Annotated in this window: 12 protein-coding genes; all 12 read right to left on the minus strand. The window is 62.7% G+C overall.

All coding sequences use genetic code 11. From position 1 onward, the window contains the following. On the minus strand, positions 1-1,179 hold a 1,179-nt coding region (locus tag EKH49_RS16855; RefSeq protein ID WP_236641072.1), incomplete at its 3' end, for a DEAD/DEAH box helicase. A 28-nt stretch (positions 1,180-1,207) separates the two neighbouring features. Next, a complete protein-coding gene (tatC, locus tag EKH49_RS07295; RefSeq protein WP_128470302.1) occupies positions 1,208-2,074 on the minus strand; it encodes a twin-arginine translocase subunit TatC in 867 nt (288 codons plus the stop codon). 9 nt (positions 2,075-2,083) lie between these two features. After that, complete coding sequence (gene tatA, locus EKH49_RS07300; protein ID WP_022875116.1) at positions 2,084-2,299, minus strand: Sec-independent protein translocase subunit TatA; 216 nt, start codon at positions 2,297-2,299, stop codon at positions 2,084-2,086. Positions 2,300-2,330: 31 nt separating this feature from the next. After that, positions 2,331-2,645, minus strand: a complete 315-nt coding sequence (locus tag EKH49_RS07305; RefSeq protein ID WP_128470303.1) for a hypothetical protein — start codon at positions 2,643-2,645, stop codon at positions 2,331-2,333. A gap of 45 nt (positions 2,646-2,690) precedes the next feature. Continuing rightward, positions 2,691-4,697, minus strand: a complete 2,007-nt coding sequence (locus tag EKH49_RS07310; protein WP_128470304.1) for a helix-turn-helix transcriptional regulator — start codon at positions 4,695-4,697, stop codon at positions 2,691-2,693. Positions 4,698-4,790: 93 nt separating this feature from the next. Then, positions 4,791-5,186 carry an FKBP-type peptidyl-prolyl cis-trans isomerase gene (locus EKH49_RS07315; protein WP_066138294.1) on the minus strand — a complete coding sequence of 132 codons (396 nt, stop codon included), beginning with the start codon at positions 5,184-5,186 and terminating at the stop codon, positions 4,791-4,793. 16 nt (positions 5,187-5,202) lie between these two features. After that, positions 5,203-6,138, minus strand: coding sequence for an FKBP-type peptidyl-prolyl cis-trans isomerase (locus EKH49_RS07320; protein ID WP_161567470.1), 936 nt, complete (start codon positions 6,136-6,138; stop codon positions 5,203-5,205). A 121-nt stretch (positions 6,139-6,259) separates the two neighbouring features. Beyond that, positions 6,260-7,633 (minus strand): Pup--protein ligase, encoded by a 1,374-nt coding sequence (gene pafA / locus EKH49_RS07325; protein WP_128470306.1) that lies wholly within the window; start codon positions 7,631-7,633, stop codon positions 6,260-6,262. 78 nt (positions 7,634-7,711) lie between these two features. Beyond that, positions 7,712-7,897 carry a ubiquitin-like protein Pup gene (locus EKH49_RS07330; protein WP_038991046.1) on the minus strand — a complete coding sequence of 62 codons (186 nt, stop codon included), beginning with the start codon at positions 7,895-7,897 and terminating at the stop codon, positions 7,712-7,714. Between the two features lie 67 nt (positions 7,898-7,964). Next, a complete protein-coding gene (gene dop, locus EKH49_RS07335) occupies positions 7,965-9,581 on the minus strand; it encodes a depupylase/deamidase Dop (protein WP_128470307.1) in 1,617 nt (538 codons plus the stop codon). Further along, a complete protein-coding gene (gene arc, locus EKH49_RS07340; protein ID WP_442903503.1) occupies positions 9,578-11,287 on the minus strand; it encodes a proteasome ATPase in 1,710 nt (569 codons plus the stop codon). Before arc ends, dop begins: the two co-directional genes overlap by 4 nt. Positions 11,288-11,435: 148 nt before the next feature. Next, positions 11,436-12,494, minus strand: coding sequence for a tRNA (adenine-N1)-methyltransferase (locus EKH49_RS07345; protein WP_128470308.1), 1,059 nt, complete (start codon positions 12,492-12,494; stop codon positions 11,436-11,438). Positions 12,495-12,510 lie beyond the last annotated feature (16 nt).

The raw sequence follows: 12,510 nt of genomic DNA on the forward strand, positions 1-12,510 counted from the left end.
CACCTTGATCAGGTTCCGCGCAAAGAGGTCCTCAACGATTTCCTTGAAGATCGGCAGCAGGCCCGCGTGGTGCGAGGCAAAGCCGCGAACGAGCCCATCGCGCCAGGACCAGAATTCGAGAACGTCCAGGTCTTCGCTGGGGATCCGGTAGGCAACTTCATCCAGAGCCTGGGCAATCTCGGCCGCTTCTTCATTGGTCGTCAGGCGCAGGTCCGCCATGGCGGACTGCTGGACCGCCATATCGCAGCCCTTGCGCGAAAAAATGAAGAAAATCGCTGGCAGCAAAGCGGCACGGTCGAGCTTGCCGATCACCGCAGGGCGGCTGATGCGATGACCCATCCCAGATCCACGCTGGGGTGCGCGGCCGCCACGGCCTCGGCCGCCGTTTCCACGGCCGCGCTGCACGCGTCCTCCAGGACTGTGCGAGCGGACGAGCTTGCGCAATTCGGGGTTGACCGAGGCTTTTGAATCGTCTTCAGCGACCTTGTCGAAGGCCACATCCTCGGCAAACAAGTCCACCACATTGGGGCCGACCATGACATGCTGGAACAGCGGCACCGGACGATGCTCGGAAACGATGATGTCGGTCTGGCCCCGGACGGTATCCAGCCAGCCGCCGAATTCCTCGGCGTTGGATACGGTCGCCGAGAGAGAGATGATTTGCACGTTGGACGGCAGATGGATGATGACTTCTTCCCAGACGGCGCCACGGAATTTATCGGCCAGGTAATGGACCTCGTCCATGATCACGTAGCCCAAGCCGTCGAGGGTCTGGGAATCCGCGTAGAGCATGTTGCGCAGCACTTCGGTAGTCATCACCACGATCTGCGCCTCGGAGTTGATCGACGTGTCGCCGGTCAGCAATCCGACCTTCTGGGCACCGTAGCGGTTGACCAGTTCCGAATACTTCTGGTTGCTCAACGCCTTGATCGGCGTGGTATAGAAAGCCTTGCGGTTCTCACCCAGCGCCTGGTAGATGGCGTATTCGCCAACTACGGTCTTGCCGGCGCCGGTGGGTGCGGCGACCAGGACGCTGTGCCCTTCTGCGACCTTCTGACAGGCTTCGGCCTGGAACGGATCCAGGTCGAAGGAGATGCTGGCTCGGAATTCCGGAAGTGCAGTGCCGTTTTCGACCTGCCGTGCCTTGGAAATCGCGTAGCGTTCCGCGGGTGAAGTCACTTGTGGTCGTTCACTTTCTCGCCCTGGTTCAGAGCTGGGATTTCGGTTCGTCAATCGGGCTAGGGGTATCTATGCCAGAAGTTCCGCCGCTGGCCAGGCGCTCATTCTCGGCTTCCAGCGCCGCCAGCTTCTTTGCGCGCTTCTTGTCATTGAAGTGGCAGATCAAGGTGGCCACCGCGAAGGTGATGAACAATGGACCAGCCAACGCGAACATCGTGATCGCATCGCCACCCGGTGCAGCCATGGCAGCCACCAGTGCAATTAGGAAGACGGTGATGCGCCAGTGCTTCAAGATGAGCTTGGCTGGCAGGATGCCCACCATGTTCAGGCCGACCATCAGCACTGGCACCAGCATGGCCAGGCCGAAGGCCAGCAGCAGGCGGAAGATGAAGGGCAGGTACTCGGAAATGTTCAGCAGGTTGTCGGAGTTCTCCGGCGAAAGGCTGATGAAGAATTCCAGTGCGAAAGGCAGAACGAAGTAGGCCATCGCGACACCGCCAAGGAACAGCGGCACCGCCGCGGCGACGAAGCTGTAGCTCAACCGGCGCTCGTTCTTCTTCAGCCCCGGGACGATAAATGCCCACAACTGGTAGAGCCATACCGGCGAGGAAACGATGAGGCCGACGAAGAGCGCCACCTTGATCATGATGTCGAAAGGCGACATCACTGCGGTGAATACTACCGAGCCGCCTGCATCTTTCACAGGTGCAATCAGCAAGGCAAGCAACCAGTCGTAAACGAAGAAGCCGGCAACCGTACCCAAGGTCAGCGCAATGAGCGACTTGAATAACCGGTTGCGCGCTTCAATCAGATGCTCTTTAAGAGCCATCCGGCCTTCGTCGTTCTTGACCCGCTTCTTCTTGCCGCGCGGGTTCTTGTCTTTATTTGTTGCCACTGAAGAGGTCTACGAGTTGTTCTTTTCGTTGGGGTTCGGTTCATTGACGGTGCCATCAACGGTTTCCGATTTAGGGTCGTCGTCCTTCATCTGGCGAACCTCGGACTTGAAAATGCGCAACGACTGACCCATCGAGCGAGCCAAGCCTGGAAGCTTTGGAGCGCCGAACAGCAGCAGCGCCAGCACGATAATGATGACCAGATGCCATCCCTGTAAGCCACCCATGTGGATTCCCTTCTCTTTCTTTAAGTCTACGTCAGAACAGGCGCAGATCGCGCATGTTCTGAGCCTGGCCGCGCTGTGCTCGACGTGCGACACGTCGCACTCGACGCGCCTCGATTCTTTCGGCTTTCCCCTGGAGGCGAAGCGCCTTGATCATCTCCGGATCCCCATGCGTTGCATCGGTTCCGTGCGGGTAGCGGCGCGGGTTCGCGGCGTATTCGACGACGGTGCCTTCCTGGCTTAAACCGGTGCTGATGTGATCAGCCGCGTCGCCAAGGCCCTCGACGACCGCCATGCCCCGTTTGAACAAACGGAAGCCGGCAATCACCGCTGCGAGTACTGTTGCCAAAATGAGTACAGTCCACAAAAGGACCCAGAACCACCAAGGAAGCATTTACTTATCCTCATACATTGCGATAGCCTCGTCCAACCAACCCACTACATGTTCGCGCGTAGCGTCAGGAGAGACCACAGTCAGTTTACCGCTATGGCGAGCCACCAGCGGCGCAGCTACTTGGTGATCCGAGAACTGGACCTTGGCCAAATATCCGGCACCGACCCTTCCCGTAGACCAGGATGAAGGATGGAATGCTTCGATAACCGGCAGGATTTCCGCGTCAACATGGACAATGACCTCTAGATCCTCGTCGCTGGATTCGTATCGGATCTGGACATCCTGCTGGTCTTCATGCCGGGATTCCAGCTCGAAGTGTTCACCGATAGTTTCCACGCTTAACATCCGGTCCACCCTGAAAGTTAATACGCTGTGTCGTTTTCGGCACCATGCGCGCAGATACTGCACTGCGCCATCTTCAATGAGCCGGATCGGTTCCACATCGCGAAGCTGGTGCGTGCGCGAACTAGCCGAGTAGTAGTCGATGCGCACGACGTCCTGGGAACGAATCGCCTGGACCAGCTGCTGCGGAATGTCGTTCTCCCGAGCCTTGGAGAGCGCGAAGCCCAGCGCCCCGCTCCAGCCGTCAAAGCGGGCCACGGCGGAGTTGACCTTGGCCAGCGCGGCATCGAGCACCTGCTGGTGCTCGAACTCGGGAATGCTCGCCAGGGCATTGAGCCCGCCGAGCACGGCCACTGCCTCCAGCGGTGCCAGCTTCTGCGGCTCGGCGAGCAGTGCCGCATTGGAGATCGTCACGGTATCGGACTCGACGTCTCCGTCGTTGACGTTGATCAGCTCATCGTGCTGGCCGTTTGGCACGCCGCACATCATGATCATGGCCAACTCTTCGCGCACCTTGGCAACGCTCATGGCGTAGCGTTCGGCCAGCTCCCCGATTTCCACGACACCGTGGGCGTGCACATATTGGATCATGTCGATATTCCGCATGACCTGGGTCGTGGTGGTGCCCCGGCCGGTGGCGCGATGCGGACGGAATTTCACGTCTGCAAAGTCGTCCTCGGTGCCCTGGCTGCTCTGGGCGGTGCGTGCGTCGCGCAGAATCTGATGCACCTGCGCCGCCAGTTCGGCCGGCGCCAGGACTTTGGCTGCCGGACCGTAGGCGGCCAGCTGCCGGGCAAATGAATGCGGATCCGCATAGCCGATCTGCAGCTCATCCTGGTCGCTGCGTCCATTCACTGCTTGGGCACGCAGCGGAATGGCGTCATCGCCCAGGAGCAGCACCGTTGCCATCAGCCCCGGGTGCTGCAGGTCGAAGTCCTGCAGCACCCGGGTCATGTCGAAATCTGCCGGACGGGCACGATACTGCCCGTTGGACCCAGCACCGCCATGCCGGAAGTTGGCGAACTTGCCCTGCACCCGCGAAAGGCGGAAGACGCGGGTGTCGTCCCGCGTATGGTCGTAGCCGGTGAAGTACCAGTTGCCGTAGCGCTGGCCGATCCCCCACACATCGACGATGCGGTCGCTGCGCGTCCCGTTGGAGGACATGTAAGCGAACTTCAACGTGTTGCGGTTGAAGACGGCCAGGGCGCATTCCCGGAAGTTCGGCTCTTCCATGGACAGGCGCGGAACCAGTGAGCCGGCCAACGGGGCAACCGGAGCGGCATCGCCTTCCAGCCCGGTGACCCGGGCCGCTGCGTTGAGCCCGAGCGTCTGCAGCTTGGTGTCTTTCCACAGGCTCGCGGCCAAGGCGACGAGGCCAGCTTCCGCAGGGCTGAATTCCACCGGCGGCAGGAACCAATCGGTCGTATCGATGCTGTAGTACGTGACATCGTCGATCACTTCTTTGTCCAGCTGCAGCCCGAAGTCATTGCGGATGTCGTCCTTGAGGCGATCCAGCGCCTTCTCGCGGGTTTCCTTGGTGCCCTCCGGCACCAGGTATGATCCAATGCGCTCGGCGTTGAACTTCCGTGATTTGGTAGCCAGCGCATAGATGAGGCTGGTCAGGCGTTCTGCCTTGCTGGGTCCAGGAGTTTGCTTTGTGCTCACGTGCCTACAGTAACCAATTTTCACTTGCAACGATGACTTTTAAGACAGCAACGGCCCCGATTCGTGAATCGGGACCGTTGCCAGCACATGGAATTACTTCGTGCCCATCAAATCGACAACGAAGATCAGCGCTTCATTAGGACCGATGGCACCCGGGGCGCCACGCTCGCCGTAGGCCAGGTGCGACGGGATGTCCAGGCGGCGGCGGCCGCCGACCTTCATGCCCAGCAGGCCCTGGTCCCAGCCCTGGATGACCATTCCGACGCCCACTGGGAAGTCGAGGGTCTGCCCGCGGCCCCAGGAGGAGTCGAATTCCTCGCCGGTGGACCAGGCAACGCCTACGTAGTGCGCCTGGACGGTGGTGCCTGGGGTGACCTCAGCGCCGGTTCCCTCGATCAGGTCGGTGATGACCAGTTCTTCAGGAGCGTCGGTGCCCGGAAAATCGATCTCGGGCTTGGTGCGGTCGTAGTTGCGTTCTCCGAACGACATGCTCACGGCCTTTCTGTTACTTGCTTTCGCTTACCTTGTCTAATTCTACGTAGAAGACCAGTGGGCCTGCAGGCCGGCCCTGGGCTTCAGCGGTTTCGCCGTAGGCCAAGTCGGTCGGGATGGTCAGCAAGACCTTGCTGCCTTCCTTCAGGCCCTGGAAGCCCTGCAGCCAGCCCTCGATCACGCCTCCGGCCATATCGGCCTCGAAGCCTTCTTCGCTGCCGAAGTTGCCGTCGAACTTCTTGCCGTCTTCCCAGCGCACGCCGTGGTAGTGGGCGGTGACCTTCGAGGTTTCGCCAACGGCTGGTCCGTCTCCTTCTTCAAGGACGTCCACGGCCAGCCCTTCAGGAGCCTCGGTGTCCTTCGGGATGGTGATCTGCGGGTCGCCCTTGCCGGTCTTCACGGTGGGGAGCTTGCCCTCGTCCTTGAGCTTCTTGACCTCGTCCTGGCCCAGGGTCTGGCTAGGGCTCTTGGAATCGGCGATCTTGATCACGATCAGCCGTTCGGCACGCGAGCCTTCGACCGGTTCGGCCACGGAACCATCTGCCTGCTGCACGCCTTCAATCGCCGCATAGGCGATCCAGTCGCCAATCTGGGACTTCAGCAGGGTGTCGTACAGCTCGGGCATCTGCTCCTTGAGCGTCTCGTCAACCTTCATCGGCGACGGATCGGCGGTGAAGTTCTCATTGGTCAGCAGGCCGTCAATGGTCTTGTAGAGGCCCGACTGGATCTGGATGGTGTCGCCTTCCTTGACGTCCGCTCCCTCGCCCTCCACCACGGTGACAGCTTCTGCCTTCTCGGTCAGCAACGGGGCATCGAACTTGACCTCCGGTGCGGTCTTGTCATCTGCCGCTGGCTTGACGTCGATGTCGCTCAGGTCTGACGAACCCGAACCGCAGGACGCCAGGGCAAGGATGGACGCGGTGGCGCATACTGCCAAAACTTTTCGCACGAATCTTCTTTCCGGTTGGATTAGCTGGTCTTGCATTGCGGGCTTGCCTGAAGGGCATGGCTCGAAATGGCCTGCGTCCAGCATAGATGTTTTTGCTGTGTAAATACTTGTTTCCAGCTTGCTATTGCTGCTGGCCCATCAGCTCGATGAGCTCGTCGATCTGCGGATTGCTGGTAGCGAACGGGTCCTTGCACAGCACGATGCCGCCCGGACCGTCCTCGTACTTCATGTGCACCCAGTCCGCGCTGTAGCGCCGTCCGTTGGCCCGTGCGGCACGAATGAATTTGCTGCGCAGCGCCGCGCGTGTCGTGGCCGGCGGGTTGTTCACCGCCTGCAGGATTTCGGCATCGGAGACCACCGAGCTGGCCAGGCCGCGGCGCTTGAGCAGGTGGAACAGCCCGCGCTGCGGATCGATGTCGTGATAGGTCAGGTTCAGCTGCGCGAGCCGTGGCGCCGAGAGCTCGAGGGAATTCTTCCGCGCATATCCCATCAGCAGCTTGTGCTTGATGGCCCAGTCGATGTCCTTGTCGATCAGCGAGAAGTCCTGGCTCTCCACGGCGTTCAGGGTGCGTTCCCATAATTCCAGGACGGTGTCGACCTGGTCGTGGTGCGCGCCGTGGCGGGCGATGAATTCCTTGACCGATTCGAAGAGGATCCATTGGATCTGCAGTGCGGTGGGCTCGTCGCCTCCCATCAGCCGCACCACGGTCTGGCCGGTGAAGTCATGGGAGATCTGGCGGATCGAGCGGATCGGGTTTTCCAGCCGCAAATCGTGGTAGATCTCCCCCGATTCGATCAGCCGCAGCACCAGGTCGGTGGCGCCGATCTTGAGCAGCTGGGTGGTTTCGCTCATTGTCGAATCGCCCACGATGACATGCAGCCGGCGGTGGTACTCCGCATCCGCATGCGGCTCGTCGCGGGTGTTGATGATCGGCCTCGAGCGCGTCGTGGCCGAGGAGACCCCTTCCCACATGTGGTCGGCGCGCTGGGAGAAGACGTACTTGGTCTCCCCCTCATCGGTGATCAGATGCCCTGCACCGCACAAGAGTTGGCGGGTGACGAGGAAGGGGATGAGCATGTCGGCCAGGCGCTTGAACTCGATCTTGCGCGGGATGAGGTAATTCTCGTGGCACCCGTAGGAGTTGCCGGCGGAGTCCACATTGTTCTTTAACATGTAGATCCGGCCTTCGTGGCCTTCTTCGGCCAGCTGGTCTTCGGCCTGGTCGACGAGGTCGAGCATGAAGACTTCGCCTGCGCGGTCATGGGCGATCAACTGCTTGAGCTGGTCGCATTCGGCGGTGGCGTACTCGGGGTGCGAACCGACATCCAGGTAGAGGCGCGAGCCGTTCTCCAGGAAGACATTCGAGCTGCGCCCCCAGCTGACCACCGGTTTGAACAGGTGCCGTGCGGCATCTTCCGGGGTGAGCCGCCGCCCATCGGACGGGACATAATTCAGTCCGAACTCGGTTTCCAGACCAAAAATTCTGCGATCCACGCGAAGCTACTTCCCCTCAACTGCGGTTCTGCGCCGGGTGGCAGAACACGACGTCCAAAGCCGAAAGCCCGTGCGGGCTTACTGGCCGCCCTTTTGCACGAATCCGCGCACGAACTCCTCGGCGTTGGATTCCAGCACCGAGTCGATCTCGTCCAGCAGGTCGTCCACGCCGGCGGACTGGCCGGTGGTGTTCACCTGGACCTGCTCGGCTTCGGCCTGCTGGTCATGGGTGTTGCGGCGGGACGAGAAGCTTTCCTGGGTCATCGTTTTCTCCTGACGTAGTCGCGAATCCCGGAATTACGCACCGGGACTCATACCTATTCTGCGCCGATTAGCGGTGCCGCGCCAATTCGTCGATAAATTCCGCAATCTCCAACTCGGCCTCGAACAGCTCGCCCACCTGCGCCCGGGTTCCGGCCAGCGGCTCGGGCATGTGGAAGCGGCTGATCTTGCGCGCCCCGGGCACGGCGAAGGATAGCGCATCCCAGTTCGCCGCGACCACATACGGCGCATAGCGCTGCAGGGTCATGCCGCGCAGGTAGGCGCGGGTATTCTCGGGCGGCGCGCTGACCGCCTGGTTGATCTCCTGCTGGCTGAACAGCGTCTGGATGGCTCCGCGTTCGGCCAGCCGGTAGTACAGCCCCTTGTTTGTGCGCAGATCCGCCCATTGCAGATCGAGCATCGCCACCCGCGGATCCGACAGCTCCACTCCGTGGCGCTGGGCGAACCCGTTGACCAGCTGGTATTTGGCGATCCAGTCGATCTGATCGGCAGCGTCCATCGGGTCGCGCTCGAGCAGATCCAGCATCTGCGCCCAACGGGTGAGGATCTCGGTGGTATCCGGATCCGCAATCCCCCGTGCCGCGCAGTAGTTTTCCGCCGCGTGCAGGTAATGGCGCTGGATCTCGATGGCGGTCAGCTGCACCCCGCCGCGCAATCCCACCTTGGCCTTCAGCGTCGGATCGTGGCTGATCTGTTGCAAGGCCAGGACCGGCTCGGCCAGTTCCAGCTGCGGGGCCATGCCCGCTTCGATCAGCGAGAGCACCAGGTTGGTGGTGCCCACGCGCAGCAGGGTGGGGATCTGTCCGAGGTTCGCATCCCCGATGATCACGTGCAGCCGCCGGTACTTGTCCCAGTTCGCGTGTGGCTCGTCGCGGGTGTTGATGATCGGGCGGTTGATCGTGGTTTCCAGCCCCACTTCGGCTTCGAAGAAGTCGGCGCGCTGGGAGATCTGGAAGGCGGCCCGTTCGTTGAGCATGCCCTGGCCTACCCGCCCGGCACCGCAGAAAATCTGGCGGCTGGCGAAGAACGGGGTGAGCCCGCTGGCAATGGCGGAGAACTCGATGCCGCGCGGCATCAGGTAGTTCTCATGCGATCCGTAGGAGACCGACTTGTTGTCGGTGTTGTTCTTGTAGAGCAGCAGTTCCCCGCTGCCCAGGCGCGCGGCGGCCTGGGCGGCGCGGCGCATCACCTCGTCGCCGGCCTGGTCCCAGAGCACCGCGTCGCGCGGCGTCATCGTTTCCGGGCTGGAGTATTCCGGGTGGGCGTGGTCCACGTACAGGCGTGCGCCGTTGCCCAGCACCATATTCATCACTACATCCGTGGAGTCCTTCTCCTGGTAGAGCGTGGATCCCACATGCGCGTCATTGCCGTCGAGCGCAATGGACTCGGCGGTCCAGATGCCCTCGTCCTCCAGCCCCGGTTCCACGTCGGTCAGCTGGCTCGGGTGCGCCTGCGCGCGGTCCATGGCGAAGCCGCGCGCATCGGCCAGCGGGGATTCGTCGGAATAGTCCCAGCGCGCGGCCTTGGCCGCCGAGTCCTGCTCGGCGACCAGTTGCGCGTAGGCGTCAACGATCTGCGCCGAGAGCACCGTGGCGTTGGCCTTGGGCATGTTCGTGCGGATGATGCCGTATTCGGTTTCCAGGCCGACTAGCCGGCGGGCGCTCATTTGCCGGCCTGCTGGTTGACCAGGGAACGGATGTTGCTGATCCGCTCGCCCTTGCGCCCGGAAATCCGCGCCCAGTCATCGGGGTTGGTGGTGTTGGGCATGTCTTCGTGCTCGGCGAATTCCTCGCGCACCGCGCGCAGCAGGTACTCGGTTTTCAGGCCGCGCTCGTTGTCCGTGATCAGCGCCTTGATGGCGTGCTTCTTGGCGCGGTCCACGATGTTGTGGATGACCGCGCCGGAGGCGAAGTCCTTGAAGTACAGCACCTCCGTATCCCCGGTGACGTAGGTGACTTCGAGGAATTCGTTGATCCGCTCGGTGGAGTACATGGCCTTCACCGCCTCGCTGATCATGCGGGCGATGGTGGCGGAGGCATCGCCGGCGTCGGCCTCGAGCTCCTCGGCGTGCAGCGGCAGCTGCGTGGTCAAGTACTTGCTGAAGATCTCCGCGGCTCCCTCGGCGTCGGGACGGCGGATCTTGATCTTGACGTCGAGCCGTCCGGGCCGCAGGATCGCCGGGTCGATCATGTCCTCGCGGTTCGAGGCGCCGATGACGATCACGTTGTCCAGCCGCTCCACGCCATCGATTTCGGCCAGCAGCTGCGGCACGATGGTGGTTTCCACGTCCGAGGAGACGCCGGTGCCGCGGGTGCGGAACAGCGCTTCCATCTCGTCGAAGAACACCACGACCGGATCGCCGTGCAGCGCCTTTTCGCGGGCGCGGGCGAAGATCAGCCGGATGTGGCGTTCGGTTTCGCCCACGTACTTGTCCAGCAGCTCCGGGCCCTTGATGTTCAGGAAGTAGCTGCGGTTGCTGGTGCCTTCCTTGCGCTCGGCTACCCGCTGGGCCAGCGAGTGGGCCACGGCCTTGGCTATCAGCGTCTTGCCGCAGCCCGGAGGGCCGTAGAGCAGGATCCCCTTGGGCGCGCTCAGCCCGTGCTCGCGGTACAGTTCCGGATGGGTGAAGGGCAGTTCCACCGAGTCCTTGATGGCTTCGATCTGCGAGTTCAGCCCGCCGATATCCGAGTAGGCGATGTCCGGCACTTCTTCGAGCACCAGGGATTGCATGTCGGTGAGCTGGACGCGGGAGACCGCCATGCCCGAGCGGGAATCGATGGACAGCTGGTCGCCGACGCGCAGGTGCATCTCGCGCAGCGGTCCGGCCAGCTCGATCACGCGCTGGTCATCGGCCCGGGCCATGACCACTGCGTGGTGGTTTTCCAGCAGTTCCTTGACCGTGACCAGTTCCCCGGTTTCCTCGAAGCCCAGGGCGGCAACGATCACCAGTGCCTCGTTGAGCAGCACCTGCTGGCCGATGACCAGCTTCTCGAAGTCCAGCAGCGGGCTGACCGCCACGCGCATCTTGCGCCCGGAGTAGATCACGTCGGCCGCCTGCGCGCCGGTGGATTCGATGCCCAGTCCCGGTTCGGGGTGCTTGCGCGGGTGCTTGGCCACGATGGTGCCGTGGCTGAAGGGGGTGTCGCCGTCTTTTTCCAGCGCGGCCTTCAGGTTGATGATCTGCTCGCGCGTGGTTTCCAGCAGGGCGACTAGCCGCTTGTTGTTCCCGCTGATTCCTGCCAGCTGCTTGTCGAGGTTGCGGTTCTTGTCGCGCAGCACGTTGACCTGGCGTTCGGTCATCTGCAGCCGCTCGGCCAATTGTTCTGCTTCGCGATTATCGTTCACGTTCCAACCTCCAACATCCAACGCCATCCGGGCCCGTTCTGGGAGCCTGATGAAGTTTTTCCAGTGCATGGCGCACCGGCTTGCTTCCATCCTAGGAACTGAAGGCCCCGAGTGCAGAACACGCGGGGCCTAAGGCCGCATAATGAGACGTTGTGTCTCAGCATGCGGATGCTGCTCAGGCGCCGCCGGCGCCTTCGGCGTTTTCCTCAGCCGCGCGCACGCGCACCGCCTGGTTGGCGTCGCGCGCGGCACGGCGCAGCTTCTTGTCCGACAGGCCGCGCTCGCCCAGGGCTTCTGCCGTCCATTCGTCCTCGGCGTGATCGCGGGTCCAGGCGCTGAGGTCCGCGTCCGAGTAGGAGTGCTCCTTGATCCGCTTGGCCTTCGGGATGCCGTCGGCCGAGTCGGCCAGCCGGCGGCAGGTGATCAGGAAGGCGGTATGCGCGACCATGCGGTGGTCCGGGCGCACCGCCAGGCCGTCGACGTGCCAGCCGCGCACCAGGGTTTCGAAGCATTCGGGCTCGGTGAACTGGCCGGAGGCGCGAATCGCCTCGACCACCCGGGACATCTGGGTCACTGAGGAGACGTAGTTGGTCCATACCCCGCCCGGCGCCAGCACGGTGGCTACCGCGTCAAGGCATTCCCAGGGGCTGAGCATGTCCAGCACCACGCGGTCGATGCTGCCTGGCTCTTCGAGCTCTACAACCTTGTCCTGGAAGTCGCCGATGGAGATCTGCCAGGACGGGTGGTCTCCGCCGAAGACGGTAGAGACGTTGCCGCGGGCGATGTCGGCGAATTCCTCGCGGCGCTCGAAGGAGTGCAGGAAGCCCTCGTCGCCCACCGCGCGCAGCAGCGAGATGGACAGCGCGCCGGAGCCGACGCCTGCCTCGACCACGCGGGCGCCCGGGAAGATGTCGCCGAACTGCACGATCTGCGCCGCGTCCTTCGGGTAGACCACGGTGGCGCCGCGCGGCATGGAGAGCACGAAGTCCTTGGCCAGCGGGCGCAGGGCCTGGTAGCGGAAGCCGTCCGCATTCTCGATGACCGAACCCTCGGGCAACCCGATGATGTCCTCGTGCGGCAGCACGCCCTTGTGCGTGTGGAATTCCCCGCCGCGCTGCAGGGTGATGGTGTTGATCCGGCGCTTCTCGTCGGTCAGCTGCACGCGGTCCCCGACCCGGAAGGGGCCGCGACGGGCTGCCGCTCCGTGGGGGGCCTGGCTGATGGCTTCGCTCACTGATGTGATCCTTTTC

The organism is Glutamicibacter sp. HZAU (assembly GCF_004100365.1).
GTDB lineage: Bacteria > Actinomycetota > Actinomycetes > Actinomycetales > Micrococcaceae > Glutamicibacter > Glutamicibacter nicotianae.

Bases quoted from the DNA above. Each gene is read 5' to 3' on its own strand.
- arc (WP_442903503.1), bottom strand. From the start codon at position 11,287: ATGGCGTTGGATGTTGGAGGTTGGAACGTGAACGATAATCGCGAAGCA.
- dop (WP_128470307.1), bottom strand. From the start codon at position 9,581: ATGAGCGCCCGCCGGCTAGTCGGCCTGGAAACCGAATACGGCATCATC.
- EKH49_RS07330 (WP_038991046.1), bottom strand. From the start codon at position 7,897: ATGACCCAGGAAAGCTTCTCGTCCCGCCGCAACACCCATGACCAGCAG.
- tatA (WP_022875116.1), bottom strand. From the start codon at position 2,299: ATGGGTGGCTTACAGGGATGGCATCTGGTCATCATTATCGTGCTGGCG.
- EKH49_RS07315 (WP_066138294.1), bottom strand. From the start codon at position 5,186: ATGTCGTTCGGAGAACGCAACTACGACCGCACCAAGCCCGAGATCGAT.